Source organism: Geodermatophilus sp. CPCC 206100, from assembly GCF_048569675.1.
Lineage (GTDB): Bacteria > Actinomycetota > Actinomycetes > Mycobacteriales > Geodermatophilaceae > Geodermatophilus.
This window is the reverse complement of the sequence record NZ_JAQISV010000014.1, coordinates 31,413-47,444: the sequence shown is the minus strand read 5'-3', so window position 1 is coordinate 47,444 and position 16,032 is coordinate 31,413. Positions and strand designations below refer to the sequence as shown.

Genomic DNA, 16,032 nt, shown 5'->3' with positions numbered 1-16,032 from the left:
GGTGGTGCGGCGTCAGGAACCGAAGAGCTGGGTCCACCACGGGCCGCCGGGGCCCTCGGCCACTCCCACGCCCAGCTTCCCGAGGCTGCAGTCGAGGATGTTGGCGCGGTGCCCGGAGCTCTCCATCCACGAGCTCATCACCGCCGCGGCGTCCCGCTGGCCGTAGGCGATGTTCTCCGCCCGCGAGTACGAGAGGCCGGCCTCCTCCGCGCGGTCGAACGGCGAGAGCCCCTCGGGGTTGGTGTGCGAGAAGAAGTCGCGGTCACGCATGTCGGCGCTGTGCGCCCGGGCCACGGCGGCCAGGGCCCCGTCGGCGACCAGCGGCGCGCACCCGGCGGCGGCCCGCTCCTGGTTCACCAGGGCCAGCACCTGCCCCTCGGCCGAGGGGTCGGCCGGAGCCGCGGCGGCAGCGCGGGGCGCGGCCGCCGGAGCCGGCGCCGGTGCGGGCACGCGCGCCGGCGCGCTCGACGAGGGCTTCGACGCGGGCGTCGAGGCGGGCGCGGACTCCGCGTCGTCCCCGGAGGACTCGGCCGCCTCGGCGGACGGCGTGTCCGGGGTGGCGGTCTCGGCCGGCGCCGGGACGGCGGCGTCCGCGGGCGGCGTGGCCGCGGGGGTCTCGGACGCCGGGGGGCCGTCGACCCCCATCTGCACCGGTCCGCCGCTCGCTCCGCCGGAGGCGGCGCCGGATCCGCCCGATGCCGACCGCGCCGCCGTGGGCGGGGCCGACGAGGGGTCCGTGGTGGCGGAGGAGGAGTCCAGCGCGACCGATGCCGACTCGGGGGTGCCGGTCACCACGCGGGTGATCGCCGGAGCGGCCAGCGCGATGGTGGCCACCGCGCCGGCGACGATCAGCACCGGCAGTGCCCGACGGAGGCCGGCCACGCGCCGCAGCACGGCGAGCATGCGTCCGAGTGCGGAGGGTCGGGAAGAGCGCGCATGACGCGCGGGCATGTGGTGCACCAGGTAACCCTCACGAGTTGCTAGATCACGTTCTGTTATCTCGTGGAGAGTAGCCGGACGCGGCCCGTGATCGGCAGGTCACTGTGACGCTAATCACTCGGGGTTCGACTCCACCCACCCCGGTCGGTGTCCGCGGGCCCGCGGCCGGGCAGCATGGTCCTCGTCCGACTGCCGACATCGAGGAGCACGCCGCCGGTGAGCGACGTCTGGCTCAACATCGTCATGGTCGTGGTCTTCGTCCTGGTCGGCGGCGCCTTCGCCGGCGCGGAGATCGCGCTGGTCAGCCTCCGGGAGTCGCAGGTCCGCGCGATGTCCGAGCGGGGACGCCGCGGTCGCACGGTGGCCCGGCTGCTGAGCGACCCCAACCGATTCCTCGCCGCCGTCCAGGTGGGCGTCACCCTCGCGGGCTTCTTCTCCGCTGCCTTCGGCGCGAGCACCCTGGCCGAGCCGCTGGCCGACCGGCTGGCGGGCTGGGGGATGCGGGAGGGGCTGGCCGGCCCGCTCTCGCTGGTCCTCGTGACGATCGCCATCAGCTACCTGTCCCTGGTCGTCGGCGAGCTGACCCCCAAGCGGCTGGCCCTCCAGCGCGCCGAGGGGTTCTCGCTGCTGGTCGCCGCCCCGCTCAACGGCATCGCCACCCTGTTCCGGCCGGTCATCTGGCTGCTGTCGGTCTCGACCAACGCACTGGTGCGGCTGCTGGGCGGGGACCCCCGGGCCAGCGGCGAGGCGATCAGCCAGGAGGAGCTGCGCGACCTGGTAGCCGCCCACGAGTCGCTGAGCACCGACGAGCGCCGGCTCATCGGCGAGGTGTTCCGCGCCGGCGACCGCGAGGTGCGCGAGGTCATGACCCCGCGCACGGAGGTCGACTTCCTGGAGGCCTCGATGACCACCAGCCGGGCGGCCCGCCAGGTGCACGACTCCAGCCACTCCCGGTACCCGGTGGCGGGCCGCGACGAGGACGACGTCCTCGGCTTCGTGCACGTGCGCGACCTGTTCCTGCCCAACCACCCCGCGGGGCGGGCGGCGACCGTGGGCGACCTCGTCCGCGACGTGAAGCGGCTGCCGGGGACGGCCGGCGTCCTCACCGCCCTGTCGGAGATGCGGCGGGAGAACCACCACCTGGCCATCGTCGTCGACGAGTACGGCGGCACCGACGGCATCGTCACCCTGGAGGACCTCATCGAGGAGGTCATCGGGGAGATCTACGACGAGTACGACGAGGGCGTCGCCGAGGGCGGGGCGGAGGTCCCCGGCGGCCCCCACGAGGTGGACGGGCTGCTCAACCTCGACGACTTCCGCGAGGTCACCGGGCTGCAGTTGCCCGAGGGGCCGTACGAGACCGTGGCCGGGTTCGTGCTGGCCGAGCTCGGCCGGCTGCCCGAGCCCGGGGACGCGGTGACCGTCGCGGGTCGCACGCTCACCGTGCAGGAGCTCGACGGACGGCGGATCGCCCGCCTGTCGGTCAGCGGCGCACCGGACCCCGAGCCGGCGACAGGCGAGCCCGGCTGACCGGCCCTGCTACTTCCGGGCGGTGTCCCAGGCGTCGCGGACGATCCCGGCCAGGTCGGTGTGCCGCGGCGTCCAGCCGAGGTCCGCGCGGATCCGGTCGCTGGAGGCCACCAGCTGCGCCGGGTCGCCGGCCCGCCGCTCGCCGACCTCGACCGGCACCTCGTGCCCGGTCACCTCGCGGACGGCGTCCACCACCTGCTGCACCGAGAAGCCGGTCCCGTTGCCCAGGTTGTAGATGCGGTGCTCGCCCGGGGCCGGCGCGGTCAGCGCCAGCAGGTGGGCGTCGGCGAGGTCGGCGACGTGGATGTAGTCGCGGATGCAGGTGCCGTCGGGGGTGGCGTAGTCCTCGCCGTAGATCGTCATGGACGCGCGGGTGCCGGCCGCGACCTGCAGCGCGATCGGGATGAGGTGGGTCTCCGTGGTGTGCCGCTCGCCCAGGCCGAAGGCGGCGCCGGCCACGTTGAAGTAGCGCAGGCTGACCGCGGCGAAGTCGTAGGCGGTCGCGTAGGAGGTCAGCATCGCGTCGACGGCCAGCTTGCTGGCGCCGTAGGTGTTGGTCGGCCGGGTCGGGGCGTCCTCCCGGATCGGCACCTGCTCGGGCTCCCCGTAGGTGGCCGCGGTGGAGGAGAACACGATCCGGCGGCAGTCGGCCGCGCGCATGGCCTCCAGCAGCGCCAGGGACCCCGCCACGTTGGTGTCCCAGTAGATCTCCGGCTTGACCTGCGACTCGCCGACCAGGCTCTTCGCCGCGAAGTGCAGCACCGCCTCCGGCCGGACGTCGGCCAGCACCGGGGCCGACTCGTGCAGCGTCGCCTGCACGAAGCGGGCGCCGGGCGGCACCGCGTCGGCGTGCCCGGTCGAGAGGTCGTCGAGCACGGTCACCTCGTGGCCACCCTCGAGGAGGGCGGCCGTGACTACGCTGCCGATGTAGCCGGCCCCACCGGCGACGAGTACGCGCATGCGCCCACCCTAGAAGCCCGCGCGGTGGGCCACCCCGCGGCGCGGTCGAGGAGGACGAGCCAGTGGTCAGCGCACGACCGGCGGTGCAGCAGCTGCCCGCCTACAAGCCGGGGCGCAACCCCGCCGACCTCGCCCGCGAGATCGGGGTGCCGCAGGCGGTCAAGCTGGCCAGCAACGAGGTCGCGTTCCCGCCGCTGCCGGCCGTCGTCCAGGCGCTGGCCGAGGCGGCGGGGGAGACCAACCGCTATCCGGACAACGGCGCCGTCGTCCTCACCGCCGCCCTGGCGCAGCGCTACGGGGTGGACCCGGCCCAGGTCGTGACCGGCTGCGGCGCGGTGATGCTCTGCCAGCAGCTGGCCCAGTCGTTCAACGACCCGGGGACCAGCATCGCCTTCGCCTGGCGGTCCTTCGAGATGTACCCGCTGCTGGCCCAGGTGGCCGGCGCGCGGTCGATCCGGGTGCCGCTGGTGCCCGGCCGCCCCGGCGGTCCGGCCGACACCCACGACCTCGAGGCGCTGGCGGCCGCGGTCGACGACACCACCCGGATGGTGTTCGTCTGCAACCCGAACAACCCCACCGGGACGGCGGTGCGGCGGGCGGAGCTCGAGCGCTTCCTCGACGCCGTGCCGGCCGGGACGCTCGTCGTCCTCGACGAGGCCTACCGCGAGTTCGTCACCGACCCCGACGTCCCCGACGGGCTGGAGCTGATGCGCGGGCGGCCCAACGTGGTCGTGCTGCGCACCTTCTCCAAGGCGTGGGGGCTGGCGGGGCTGCGGGTCGGCTACCTGGTCGCGGAGGACCCGGCGGTGGCCGAGGCGGTGCGCAAGACCCACGTGCCCTTCAGCGTCTCCTCGCTCGCGCAGGCCGCCGCGGTCGCCGCGCTGGCCAGCGAGGAGGAGGTCGCCCGGCGCTGCGCGGCGGTCACCGCCGAGCGGGAGCGGCTGACGGCGGCACTGCGCGAGCGCGGCCTGGACGTCGCCGACAGCCAGGCGAACTTCGTCTGGCTGCCCGTCGGGGAGGAGACCGCCGGCCTGGCCGCCGCCCTCGAGGCGCGGGCGGTCATCACCCGCCCGTTCGCCGGCGAGGGCATCCGGGTCACCGTGGGCACCCCCGAGGAGGACGACGTCTTCCTGGCCGCCCTGGACCAGGTGCGCTCCGCCACTCCGGTCGCGTGACCCGCCGACGGTGACGAGGACGTTCGGGACGTGCGGCGCGGCGGTGCCCCGGCGGCTGGTTTGATGGCCGACGTGCCTCTTCCCCGTGTGCTCTCCGGCATCCAGCCGACGGCGGGTTCCTTCCACCTCGGGAACCACCTGGGTGCGCTGCGGCAGTGGGTCCAGGTGCAGGAGACCGCGGAGGCGTTCTACTGCGTGGTCGACCTGCACGCGATCACGGTCGCGCAGGACCCGGCGGAGCTGCGGCGCAACACCCTCGTCTCGGCCGCGCAGCTGCTCGCGCTGGGCGTCGACCCCAGCCGCAGCGCGCTGTTCGTGCAGAGCCACGTGCCCGAGCACCTGCAGCTGAGCTGGGTGCTCGAGTGCCTCACCGGGTTCGGCGAGGCCAGCCGGATGACCCAGTTCAAGGACAAGAGCCAGCGCGAGGGGACGGCGGGCACGTCCGTCGGGCTGTTCACCTACCCGGTGCTCATGGCCGCCGACATCCTCGTCTACCAGGCGCAGCAGGTCCCGGTCGGCGACGACCAGCGCCAGCACCTGGAGCTGACCCGCGACCTCGCGATCCGGTTCAACGGCCGCTTCGGCGACACGTTCCCGGTGCCGGAGGGCTTCATCCCCGAGGGTGCGGCGCGGGTGATGGACCTGCAGTCCCCGGACAAGAAGATGAGCAAGAGCCTCCCGCCCGCGGGGTGCGTCTTCCTGCTCGACGACCCCAAGGTGACGGCGAAGAAGATCCGCTCGGCGGTCACCGACACCGGCCGCGAGATCGTGGCCGACCCGGTCGCCAAGCCGGGCATCACCAACCTGCTGACCATCCACAGCGCGCTGTCGGGGGAGTCGATCGCCCAGCTGGAGGAGCGGTTCGCCGGGCACGGCTACGGCGACCTGAAGAAGGAGCTCGCCGAGGTCGTCGTCGACTTCGTGACGCCGGTCCGCGAGCGCACCCAGGAGCTGCTCGACGACCAGGCGGAGCTGGAGCGGGTGCTGGCCGCCGGCGCCGCCCGCGCCCGGGAGGTGGCCGCCGGAACGGTCGCGGCCGTCTACGACCGGGTGGGTTTCCTCCCGCCGGCGGGGGCGCGAGCGTGAACGACGACACCTTCGTCATGCGGAGCCCCACCGCGGTTCCCGACACCACGGTGCTCGGGGTCGTCGTGCCGATCCCCGAGCCGTGGGCGCAGCTGTTCGTGGACTGGCGCACGAAGGTGGGGGACCCGCAGGCGACCCTCGTCCCGCCGCACGTGACGCTGCTGCCGCCGACCGAGGTCGCCGGGGCCGACCGCTCGGCGATCACCGCCCACCTGGCCGAGGTCGCCCGCCAGCACCCGCCGTTCGACATGCACCTGTCGGGCACCGGCACGTTCTCGCCGGTGTCCGAGGTGGTCTTCGTCGCCGTCGCCCGGGGCATCGGCAACTGCGAGCTGATCGCCAACGACGTCCGCTGCGGACCGCTGGCCCGCTCGCTGTCCTACCCGTACCACCCGCACGTCACCGTCGCCCACGACGTCCCGCCCGACATGCTCGACCTGGCCTACTGCGGCCTGGCCGACCTGTCGGCGGAGTTCCGGGTCAGCTCCTTCACCGAGTTCGAGCAGACGCCCGGCGGCGCCTGGGCGGTCGCCCGCGAGTACCCCCTCACCGGCGCACCGCGCTGAGCGGGGAGCCGCGCCGCTCTCCGCACGCCGCGTAGGACGGCGGGGAGCGGTCCGGGGTGCCGGCCCGCAGACTGGGGCCGGTGAGCGCGACCCGGGCCGAGCGGTCCGCCCCCGCGGAGGACGATCCGGCTCCCGGCCGGCTGTCCTGGGCGACCCGCCTGTCGGCCGGCTACACGGGCCTGGTCGCCACGCTCCGCCGCCGGCTGCCGTGGTTCGACCACCTGGCCCGGGCCGGCGGCCGCTACCGGCGCACCCAGGGCGACCTCATGGCCGCCGGTGTCACCTACTTCGTCTTCCTCGGGCTGGTCCCGGTGCTGCTGCTGGTGGCCTCGGTCATCGGCCTGGTGCTCGCGGGCAACGAGCTGCTGCAGGGGGAGCTCTACGCGGCGATCCGGGAGGCGTTCCCCGGCTCCACGGGCCGGCAGATCGTCGGCGAGCTGCGCGGCGCCGTGGACGCGGCCGGCGTCGCGGGCGTCGTCGGGCTGGCCGGCTTCCTGTACGCGGGGCTCCGGGCGATGGACAAGCTGCGGATCGGGATGGAGCGGATCTGGCGGGGCCGCGCCGACGAGCCGGAGTTCCTGCGGGACAACATCCAGGACCTGCTGGCCCTGCTCGCCCTCGGCGCCGCCGGGCTGCTCAGCCTGGGCCTGACCGGGGTGGTGACCCAGGCGTCCGGGTGGCTGCTGGGCCTCCTCGGCCTCGAGGACGCCCCCGGGCTGCCGGTGCTCACGGCCGTGCTCGGGCTGACCCTGGCCCTGGCCACCGACGCCGTGGTCTTCCTGTGGCTGCTCGAGGTCGTGCCGGCCAACCCGCACCCCGTGCGGCGGTTGCTGCCCGGTGCGGTCTTCGGGGCGGTGGGCTTCGAGGTCATGAAGCTGCTCGGCAGCCTCTACCTGTCGCTGATCTCCGGCAGCGTGACGTCCTCGGCGTTCGGTGGCGCGGTCGGCATCCTCGTCTGGCTCAACGTCGTCTGCCGGTTCGCCTTCTTCACCGCGGCCTGGACCGCGACCTTGCCCCGGGTCCAGGGGGCCGCGCACGTGGTGCGGGACCGCGCGGACCCGGTGGTCCCCCCGGTGGCCTGAGCCCGCCGTCGCCGGGGCGGCGGCTGGGGACGACCCGCACCGCCCGCCGGCACCCCACCACGGTCGCGGCCACGATCCCCACCGCGGTGACCGCCAGCGCGACCGGGACCAGCGGCGAGGACCCCGCCGGCTCCGACGCGGCCGCCGCGGGGCGGGGCGCGGCCACCGGCGCCGGCACGCGCGGGCTCGCCTCGGCCAGCGGCGGGGGGACGACGTCCTCGGCGGAGTCGACCAGCCGCCCGACGCCCGCCGACCCGGCCGGGACGGCGAACCCCCAGTCCAGCAGCCGGGCGGCCTGGTCGGCGGCCCGCAGCGGCTGGTTCTCGGTGCCCATCACGCTGACCACCAGCCGGCGGCCGTCCCGCTCGGCCCCGGCGACGAAGGTGTGCCGGGCGGCGTCGGTGAAGCCCGTCTTCCCGCCGAGGAAGCCCGGATAGGCGGTGATCAGCGGGTTCTCGTTCTGGATCTGGTAGCCCTCGGAGCGGCCCTCGACCGGGGGCATCTGCGCCATCGGCGTCCGCAGGATCGCGGCGGTGCGCGGGTCGTCGACCAGGCGCCGGAGGACCAGCGCCAGGTCGTAGGGCGAGGACGACTGCCCCGCGACGTCCAGCCCGGACGGCGACCCCGCGACGGTGTCGAACGCGCCGATCGCCGCCGCGGTCTCGTTCATCGCCCGGACCGTCGGCCCGACCCCGCCGGCGGCGCGGGCCAGGGCGTTGGCCGCGTCGTTGCCGGACTGCAGCACCAGCGCCTCGAAGAGCAGGGAGACCGGGTAGCGGCCGCCGGCGACCATGCCGACCCGGCTGCCCTCCATCTGCTCGTCGTCCTCGGTGCCCTCGACGACCTGCGCGGGATCCAGCAGCGGGACGAGGGTGAGCAGGGTCAGCGTCTTGAGCGTGCTGGCCGGGTAGTAGCGGCCGTGCGGGTCGCGGGCGGCCAGCACCGCGCCGCTGGTCGCGTCGGCCACCAGCCAGCCGGCGGCGGCGATGCCGTCGGGCAGGGGTGGGGTGCCGTCGGTCACCACCGTGCCCCGGGTGTCGAGCGCCTCGCCGCCCACCGTCACGCCGCCCGGTCCGCTGCCCTGCGGAGGGCCGCCGGGGTCGGGCGCGGTCGGCGTCGGGGCCGCGGGGTCGGCGGTGGGGCGGGCGTCCTCGGCGAGGGCCGGCCCGGCGCCGGCGAGCGCCAGCAGCACGGCCGTCAGGAGCGTGATCACCAGCCGCGCGGCCGCCGTCCGTCGTCGCACGCCAGGGACGCTAGACCCGCCGCCGCCACGGGTGGCGCGGGACGGGCCGGTGGCCTGCGCCACGGCACGCGGAGGCCTTCGCAACGATCCCATCTCGGTCTCCTCCCGGGGTGGTCGCGCGGGGAGCGCCCGCGGTTAGCGTGCGCAGGTCGTGCGTTCCGGCCCCGGCTGTGCCCGGTCCCACCGGCGGCGCGCGGCGCCTGAGCCCATCGGGAGGGGCCCGGTTCCACGAGGGTCCGTCCCCCCAGAGAGGAGATCGTCTTGCGCCGAGCGCGGAGGATGAAGGCCGCGGCGATGCTGCTGGCCGGCAGCATGGCCCTGGCCGCGTGCGCCAGCGACGAGCCCGAGAGCGGCAGCGGTGGCGGGGGCGGCGGCGAGGGCGGCGACCTGCAGATCGGCCTGGCCTTCGACACCGGCGGCCGCGGCGACCGCTCGTTCAACGACTCGGCCGTGGCCGGCGTCGAGGCGGCGATCCAGGAGCACGGTGGCGAGGTCACCGAGCTGTCGCCCAACGCCGACGCCTCCAACCGAGCCGACCTGCTGACCCAGCTGGCCGACCAGGGCTTCAACCCGATCATCGCGGTCGGCTTCGCCTACAGCGACGTCATCGGCGAGGTCGCCGAGCAGTACCCGGACGTCACGTTCGCCCAGGTGGACGGCGCCGTCGCGGACGCCGGCAGCCCCGGCAACCTCACCGGCCTGCTGTTCGCCGAGGAGCAGGGCTCCTTCCTCGCCGGCGTCGCGGCCGCGCTGAAGAGCGAGACCGGCCACATCGGCTTCGTCGGCGGCGTCGAGACCCCGCTGATCCAGAAGTTCGAGGCGGGCTACGTCGCCGGTGCCCAGGCGGTCAACTCCGGCATCACCATCGACCGCCAGTACATCTCCCCGGCCGGTGACTTCTCCGGGTTCAACGACCCGGCGCGCGGCCAGATCGTCGCCCAGGGCATGTACGACGCCGGTGCCGACATCGTCTACCACGCCGCCGGCGGGTCGGGCATCGGCGTCTTCCAGGCCGCTGCCGCCTCCGGTGGCCGGGCCATCGGCGTCGACTCCGACCAGTACCAGACGGTCGACGACCCGGCGCTGCAGGCCGTGATCATGACCTCGATGCTCAAGCGCGTGGACAACGCGGTGGAGGCGTTCATCGGCGAGTTCGTCGACGGCAGCGTCGCCGGCGGCGAGGACGAGCGCTTCGACCTGGAGTCCGAGGGTGTCGGGCTGGCCACCACCGGTGGCTTCATCGACGACATCCAGGGCGAGATCGACGACTACCGGCAGCAGATCATCGGCGGCGAGATCGAGGTCCCCACGACCCCGTGACGCCGACCGGCTGAACGAGACAGCGGGCCCGGGAGCACACCTGCCCCCGGGCCCGCTGCCGTGACCGCAGGACCCTGCGGGGTTCGGCGGGGACCCCTGCCGTCCTGGCCGCGGGGCGCCCTGCGCCATCATGCGGCGGGCCGGTGGAACCAGGGCCAGGGGGGCGGTGGCGACGGTCGATCCTGCGCCATCGATGCAGCAGAGTGGACACGCCCCACATCCGCGGGCGCAGTCGAGGGAGGGCCACCATGCCCACAGACCACGGGGCCACGACAGGCGTGCCGGCGGGTGGACCACCGGACGGCGCGCCGGCGCCGCTCGCGGTCGAGCTGCACGGCATCACCAAGCGCTTCCCGGGGGTCGTCGCGAACCGGGACATCGAGCTGCGGGTCCGCCGCGGTGAGGTGCACGCGATCGTGGGGGAGAACGGCGCCGGCAAGTCGACGCTGATGAAGACCCTCTACGGCGAGCACCGCCCGGACGAGGGCACGATCTCCGTGGACGGTCGCGAGGTGCAGTTCCGCAGCCCGTCGGACGCAATCGCCGCCGGCATCGGCATGGTCCACCAGCACGTCATGCTGGCCGACTACTTCACCGTCCTGGAGAACATCGTCCTGGGCAGCGAGCCGACCCGCGGCGGTCGGCTCGACACGGCGGAGGCCCGGCGCCGCATCCAGGAGCTCTCCGACCGCTACAACCTCGGGCTGCGCCCCGACGTCCTGGTCGAGGACCTCGGCGTCGGCGACCGGCAGCGGGTCGAGATCGCGAAGGTGCTCTACCGCGACGCCCGCACGCTGATCCTCGACGAGCCCACCGCCGTCCTCGTGCCGCAGGAGGTCGACGAGCTGTTCGGCAACCTCGCCGAGCTCAAGCGGGAGGGCCTGACGGTCATCTTCATCTCGCACAAGCTGGACGAGGTCCGCAAGGTGGCCGACTCGATCACCGTCATCCGGCGCGGCACCACCGTCGGCACCGCCGACCCGCGGACCACGACCACCCGGCAGCTGGCCGAGCTGATGGTCGGCTCCGAGCTGCCCTCGCCGGAGACCCGCACCTCCACGGTGCGGCCCACACCCGTCGTGGAGCTGCGCGGGGTGACCGTCGCGGGCGCGGGCGGGCGCCCGCTGGTGGACGCCGTCGACCTCACCGTCCGCGAGGGCGAGGTCGTGGGCATCGCCGGCGTCGAGGGCAACGGGCAGGCCGAGCTCGTCGAGGCGGTCATGGGCCTGCGCGACGTCGCGGCCGGCGGCGTGTTCCTCGGCGGCGAGGACATCAGCACCTGGAGCACCCGGGCCCGCCGCGAGGCCGGCCTCGGCTTCATCCCCGAGGACCGGCACCGGCAGGGGATGCTGCTGGACGCCTCCCTCTGGGAGAACCGCATCCTCGGCCACCAGACCCGCCCGCCGGCGGTCAAGGGGCCGTTCATCGACCGCACGGGCGCGCGGGCCGACACCGAGCGGATCATGCGCGAGTACGACGTGCGGGCGCCCGGACCGGACACGCTCGCCGTGGCCCTCTCCGGCGGCAACCAGCAGAAGCTCATCGTCGGCCGCGAGATGAGCGCCCGGCCGCGGCTGCTCCTGGCCGCCCACCCGACCCGCGGGGTCGACGTCGGCGCCCAGGCCGTCATCTGGGAGCTGCTCAAGGACGCCCGCGCCGCCGGGCTGGGCATCCTGCTGATCTCGGCCGACCTCGACGAGCTGATCGGCCTGTCCGACACCCTGCACGTCATGCTGCGGGGCCGGCTGGTGGCCACGCTCGACCCCGCGACGGTCACGCCCGAGGAGCTGGGCGGCCACATGACCGGCGGCCGGACGACGGCGGGTGCGGCGTGAGCGCGCTGCGCCGCCTGGGCCCGACCTTCCTGGCACCGGTCCTCGCCGTCGTGGTCGCCCTCGTCATCTCGAGCCTGGTCATGGCGGCCCTGCAGGTGAACCCGCTGCGGGTGTTCGAGGTGATGATCGACTTCGGCGACACCCCGAGCCAGCAGGTCACCGCCATCGTGGTGGTCCTCAACCGCGCCGTCCCGCTGTTCCTGGCCGGCCTCGCGGTCGCGATCGCCTTCCGGATGGGCCTGTTCAACATCGGCGTGGAGGGCCAGTACCGGCTCGCCACGATCATGGCCGCGGCCGTCGGCGCCGCCGTGACGCTGCCCGGCCCGCTGCACGTGCTGCTGATCGTCGTCGTGGCGATGGCGGTCGCGGCGTTCTGGGCCGGGATCGTCGCCGTGCTCAAGGTTACCCGCGGGGTCAGCGAGGTCATCAGCTCGATCATGCTCAACGTCATCGCGCTGGGCATCGCGTCGTTCCTGCTGACCGGGCCCTTCCGGGGCAGCCCCGAGGGCGCGTCGATCATCAGCACGGCGGAGATCCCGGAGTCCGGCTGGATGCCCGGCCTCAACGGGCTGTTCGGCCTGATCGGCCTGGCCAACCCGCCGCGGCAGCTCTACGGCTTCCTGGTGGTCGCGATCGTCGTGGGCATCGCCATCGCCGTGCTGCTCAACCGCACCCGGTTCGGCTTCGACCTGCGGGCCACCGGCCTGTCGCCCTCGGCGGCGCGGGCCAGCGGCGTCGACGCCCGCGGGATGGTCGTCAAGACGATGCTGCTGTCGGGCGCGGTGGCCGGGCTCATCGGCCTGCCCGACCTGCTCGGGACGACGCACAGCTACACGACCGACTTCACCGCCGGCCTGGGCTTCCTCGGCATCGCGGTGGCGCTGCTCGGGCGCAACAGCCCGGTCGGGATCGCCCTGGCCGCGCTGCTGTTCGCCTTCCTCGACCGGGCGCTGGTGCCGCTGCAGATCGCCGACTTCCCGTCGTCGGTGGTCACGATCATCCAGGGCACGATCGTGCTCGCCGTCGTGGTGTCCAACCAGGTGGCCCGGCGGATCGCGCTGCGCACCGCCGAGCGCGGGGCCACGGCCGCACCACCGACCGGGGACGGCGGCACCAGTTCCGGCCAGAGCGCCGACGGCGCGGGGGCGGGCACCGGTGCCGGTGTCAGCCGGACCACCGGCGCCGGGCAGCAGACCGACGAGCGGCAGGGGACCGGGCGATGAGCAGCGTCGCGTACTCGCAGGACACGAGGACCGGCCGCGGCCCGCTCGGCGAACTGTTCCTCGGCGGTGGCAGGGCCCGGCGGATCACCTGGCTGATGGTCGCGGCGGTCGTGCTCCTCTCCGCCGTCCGCGTCATCAGCGGCGAGCAGGCGCTCACGTCGTCGTCCACCATCGCCGCGGCCCTGCTGCTGGCCGTGCCCATCGGTCTGGCCGCGCTGGGCGGGCTGTTCTCCGAGCGGGCCGGCGTGGTCAACATCGGCCTCGACGGGATGATGACCCTCGGCACCTGGGGCGCCGGGTTCGCCGGCTACCAGTGGGGCTGGGCGGCCGCCCTGGTCGGCGGCATGCTCTTCGGCGCGCTCGGCGGCCTGCTGCACGCGCTCACCACGGTGACCTTCGGCGTCGACCACGTCGTCTCCGGAGTGGCGATCAACATCCTCGCCGCGGGCGTCGTCCGGTTCCTCAGCGAGCTCTACTACACCGACAACCCGGCCGGCGGGGGTGTCACCCAGTCCCCGTCGCTGTCGAGCAACCCGCCGGAGATCTCGCTGCCGGTGCTGTCCTCCGGGCCCGACCTGCTCGGCGACCTCGAGGGCACCCACTGGTTCCTGGTCAGCGACGTCGCCGGCATCCTGCGCGGCCTGACCAGCGGGGTGGGCCTGCTGACCCTGCTCGCGGTGCTGCTCGTGCCGGCGTCCTACCTGCTGCTGTGGCGCACCGCGTTCGGCCTGCGGCTGCGCGCCTGCGGGGAGAACCCGGCCGCCGCGGACTCCCTCGGTGTGCCGGTCTACCGGCTGAAGTACATCGCGGTGGTGATCTCCGGCGCGCTGGCCGGCATGGGCGGCGTGTTCCTGGTCTTCATCGCCGGCATCTACCGCGAGGGACAGACCAACGGGCGCGGGTTCATCGGGCTGGCCGCGCTCATCTTCGGCAACTGGCGGCCCGGTGGCCTGGCCGCGGGCGCGGGCCTGTTCGGCTTCGCCGACGCGCTGCAACTGCGCAGCCGCTCCGCGGTCGTGGCACTGTTCCTGCTGGTCGCGGTGCTGCTCGCCGGAGTGGCCGTCTGGCAGGCGGTGCACCGCAAGCTGGTGCAGGCCGTGCTCGCCGCCGTCGTCGCCGGCGGGGCCCTGGTCGGGTTCCTGACCATCGACCAGCTCGCGCCGGGCCTGGTGTCCTTCACCCCCCACCTGACCACGCTGCTCGTGCTGTCGCTGGCGTCCCAACGCCTGCGGATGCCGAAGGCCGACGGGCTCGTGTACCGACGAGGAGAGCACTAGTGACCGATGTCGACTGGGCGGCGCTGCGCGCCGCGGCCCGGGAGGCGATGACGCACGCCTACGCCCCCTACTCGCGCTTCCCGGTGGGGGTGGCCGGGCTGGTGGACGACGGCCGCGTGGTCACCGGCTGCAACGTGGAGAACGCCTCCTACGGGCTGGGCCTGTGCGCCGAGTGCGGCCTGGTCAGCGAGCTGGTCCGCACCGGCGGCGGCCGGCTGGTCGCCGTCGCCTGCGTGGGCGGGGACGGGCAGCCGCTGATGCCGTGCGGCCGCTGCCGGCAGCTGCTCTGGGAGCACGGGGGCGCGGACATGCTCCTCGAGACCGTCTCGCTGGGCATCGTGCCGATGCGCGAGGTGCTGCCCGACGCCTTCGGACCCGAGGACCTGACGGCTGCCGCCACGCGGTCTGCCGGGGATTCGGCGGCTGCCGCCACGCGGTCTGCCGGGGGGCGCGCCGCGGCGGACCGGGGGCAGGGCTGATGGCGGCGTTCGACGCCATCGACGTCATCCGCGCCAAGCGGGACGGCGTCGGGCTCGGGGCCGAGCAGATCCGCTGGGTGATCGACGCCTACACCGCCGGCGCCGTGCCCGACGAGCAGATGAGCGCGCTGCTCATGGCGGTGTTCTTCCGCGGGATGTCCCCCGACGAGCTGGCCGCGTGGACGCAGGCGATGATCGACTCCGGCGAGCGCAAGGACCTCTCCTCGCTGGGCCGGCCGACCGCCGACAAGCACTCCACCGGCGGGGTCGGCGACAAGACCACCCTGCCGCTCGCGCCGCTGGTCGCCGCCTGCGGGGTGGCCGTGCCGCAGCTGTCCGGGCGGGGCCTGGGGCACACCGGGGGCACGCTGGACAAGCTGGAGGCGATCCCGGGCTGGCGGGCCGACGTCCACGAGGAGGCGTACCTGGCCCAGCTGCGCGACGTGGGCGCGGTCATCTGCGCGGCCGGCCACGACCTCGCCCCGGCGGACAAGAAGCTGTACGCGCTGCGCGACGTGACCGGGACGGTGGAGTCCATCCCGCTGATCGCCAGCTCGATCATGAGCAAGAAGATCGCCGAGGGCGCCGACGCGCTGGTGCTCGACGTGAAGACCGGGTCGGGTGCCTTCATGAAGGATCCCGACGCCTCCCGCGAGCTGGCCCGCACGATGGTCGGGCTCGGCGAGGCCGCCGGCGTGCGCACCGTCGCCCTGGTCACCGCGATGGACCGGCCGCTGGGCCGGGCCGCGGGCAACGCCGTCGAGGTGGCCGAGTCGGTCGAGGTGCTGGCCGGCGGTGGCCCGGCCGACGTCGTCGAGCTGACCCTGGCGCTGGCCCGGGAGATGCTGGCCGGGGCCGGGCGGGACGACGTCGACCCGGCGGACGCGCTGGCCGACGGCCGGGCGATGGACGTCTGGCGGCGGATGATCGCCGCGCAGGGCGGGGACCCCGACGCGCCACTGCCCCGGCCGGCCGAGCGGCACGTGGTGACCGCACCGGCCACCGGCACGCTGACCCGGCTGGACGCCTACGCCCTCGGCGTGGCGGCCTGGCGGCTGGGTGCCGGCCGGGCCCGCAAGGAGGACCCGGTCTCGGCCGCCGCGGGGGTCACCTGGACCGCCGGGGTGGGGGAGCGGGTCAGCGAGGGTCAGCCGCTGCTCGAGCTGCACACCGACGACCCCGCACGCATCGAGCGCGCGCTGGCGGCGCTGGACGGCGCGATCGGCGTCGACACCGGCGACGCACCCCTGCCGCTGGTGCTGGACCGGATCACGGCCTCCTGACCCCGCGAGGGGGAGGGCGCGGGTTCCCAGGGTC

Annotated in this window: 14 protein-coding genes; 11 read left to right on the top strand and 3 right to left on the bottom strand. The window is 74.7% G+C overall.

The features are described from left to right. Positions 1–12: 12 nt before the first annotated feature. Positions 13–903, bottom strand: a complete 891-nt coding sequence (locus tag PGN05_RS07865; protein WP_419751987.1) for a CAP domain-containing protein — start codon at positions 901–903, stop codon at positions 13–15. 252 nt (positions 904–1,155) lie between these two features. On the opposite strand from PGN05_RS07865, the gene PGN05_RS07860 reads away from it, so the two are divergent. Continuing rightward, positions 1,156–2,469 (top strand): hemolysin family protein, encoded by a 1,314-nt coding sequence (locus tag PGN05_RS07860; RefSeq protein ID WP_419751986.1) that lies wholly within the window; start codon positions 1,156–1,158, stop codon positions 2,467–2,469. A 9-nt stretch (positions 2,470–2,478) separates the two neighbouring features. On the opposite strand, the gene galE is transcribed toward PGN05_RS07860, so the two are convergent. Continuing rightward, on the bottom strand, positions 2,479–3,429 hold the full coding sequence (gene galE, locus PGN05_RS07855; RefSeq protein ID WP_419751985.1) for a UDP-glucose 4-epimerase GalE: 951 nt from the start codon (positions 3,427–3,429) through the stop codon (positions 2,479–2,481). Positions 3,430–3,491: 62 nt separating this feature from the next. Between galE and hisC the strand changes: the two genes are divergently transcribed. The 4 genes from hisC to PGN05_RS07835 all read left to right on the top strand — a co-directional run bounded on the left by hisC (position 3,492) and on the right by PGN05_RS07835 (position 7,338). Further along, positions 3,492–4,604, top strand: a complete 1,113-nt coding sequence (gene hisC, locus PGN05_RS07850; protein WP_419751984.1) for a histidinol-phosphate transaminase — start codon at positions 3,492–3,494, stop codon at positions 4,602–4,604. Between the two features lie 63 nt (positions 4,605–4,667). Continuing rightward, positions 4,668–5,690, top strand: coding sequence for a tryptophan--tRNA ligase (gene trpS, locus PGN05_RS07845; protein WP_419751983.1), 1,023 nt, complete (start codon positions 4,668–4,670; stop codon positions 5,688–5,690). Further along, the gene (locus PGN05_RS07840) at positions 5,687–6,256 is read left to right on the top strand and encodes a 2'-5' RNA ligase family protein (RefSeq protein WP_419751982.1); all 570 of its coding nucleotides are present in this window, start codon (positions 5,687–5,689) and stop codon (positions 6,254–6,256) included. Before trpS ends, PGN05_RS07840 begins: the two co-directional genes overlap by 4 nt. 80 nt (positions 6,257–6,336) lie before the next feature. Further along, positions 6,337–7,338 carry a YihY/virulence factor BrkB family protein gene (locus tag PGN05_RS07835; RefSeq protein WP_419751981.1) on the top strand — a complete coding sequence of 334 codons (1,002 nt, stop codon included), beginning with the start codon at positions 6,337–6,339 and terminating at the stop codon, positions 7,336–7,338. Here the strand turns inward: PGN05_RS07835 and PGN05_RS07830 are convergent. After that, positions 7,244–8,581, bottom strand: coding sequence for a D-alanyl-D-alanine carboxypeptidase family protein (locus PGN05_RS07830; RefSeq protein ID WP_419751980.1), 1,338 nt, complete (start codon positions 8,579–8,581; stop codon positions 7,244–7,246). The genes PGN05_RS07835 and PGN05_RS07830 overlap by 95 nt on opposite strands. A gap of 261 nt (positions 8,582–8,842) precedes the next feature. Between PGN05_RS07830 and PGN05_RS07825 the strand changes: the two genes are divergently transcribed. The 6 genes from PGN05_RS07825 (at position 8,843) to PGN05_RS07800 (ending at position 15,998) form a co-directional block, all read left to right on the top strand. Further along, on the top strand, positions 8,843–9,901 hold the full coding sequence (locus PGN05_RS07825; RefSeq protein ID WP_419751979.1) for a BMP family lipoprotein: 1,059 nt from the start codon (positions 8,843–8,845) through the stop codon (positions 9,899–9,901). Positions 9,902–10,149: 248 nt separating this feature from the next. Further along, entirely contained in the window at positions 10,150–11,736 is a 1,587-nt protein-coding gene (locus tag PGN05_RS07820) for an ABC transporter ATP-binding protein (protein WP_419751978.1), read from the top strand. Further along, entirely contained in the window at positions 11,733–12,959 is a 1,227-nt protein-coding gene (locus tag PGN05_RS07815; protein ID WP_419751977.1) for an ABC transporter permease, read from the top strand. The genes PGN05_RS07820 and PGN05_RS07815 overlap by 4 nt, the downstream gene beginning before the upstream one ends. Further along, on the top strand, positions 12,956–14,236 hold the full coding sequence (locus tag PGN05_RS07810) for an ABC transporter permease (RefSeq protein WP_419751976.1): 1,281 nt from the start codon (positions 12,956–12,958) through the stop codon (positions 14,234–14,236). The genes PGN05_RS07815 and PGN05_RS07810 overlap by 4 nt, the downstream gene beginning before the upstream one ends. Further along, positions 14,236–14,715, top strand: a complete 480-nt coding sequence (locus PGN05_RS07805; RefSeq protein WP_419751975.1) for a cytidine deaminase — start codon at positions 14,236–14,238, stop codon at positions 14,713–14,715. Before PGN05_RS07810 ends, PGN05_RS07805 begins: the two co-directional genes overlap by 1 nt. After that, positions 14,715–15,998, top strand: coding sequence for a thymidine phosphorylase (locus PGN05_RS07800; RefSeq protein WP_419751974.1), 1,284 nt, complete (start codon positions 14,715–14,717; stop codon positions 15,996–15,998). Before PGN05_RS07805 ends, PGN05_RS07800 begins: the two co-directional genes overlap by 1 nt. Positions 15,999–16,032 lie beyond the last annotated feature (34 nt).

Excerpts from the sequence above, each read along its gene's own strand:
- PGN05_RS07865 (WP_419751987.1), bottom strand. The coding sequence starts at position 903 with ATGCTCGCCGTGCTGCGGCGCGTGGCCGGCCTCCGTCGGGCACTGCCG.
- galE (WP_419751985.1), bottom strand. The coding sequence starts at position 3,429 with ATGCGCGTACTCGTCGCCGGTGGGGCCGGCTACATCGGCAGCGTAGTC.
- trpS (WP_419751983.1), top strand. The coding sequence starts at position 4,668 with ATGGCCGACGTGCCTCTTCCCCGTGTGCTCTCCGGCATCCAGCCGACG.
- PGN05_RS07820 (WP_419751978.1), top strand. The coding sequence starts at position 10,150 with ATGCCCACAGACCACGGGGCCACGACAGGCGTGCCGGCGGGTGGACCA.
- PGN05_RS07810 (WP_419751976.1), top strand. The coding sequence starts at position 12,956 with ATGAGCAGCGTCGCGTACTCGCAGGACACGAGGACCGGCCGCGGCCCG.
- PGN05_RS07800 (WP_419751974.1), top strand. The coding sequence starts at position 14,715 with ATGGCGGCGTTCGACGCCATCGACGTCATCCGCGCCAAGCGGGACGGC.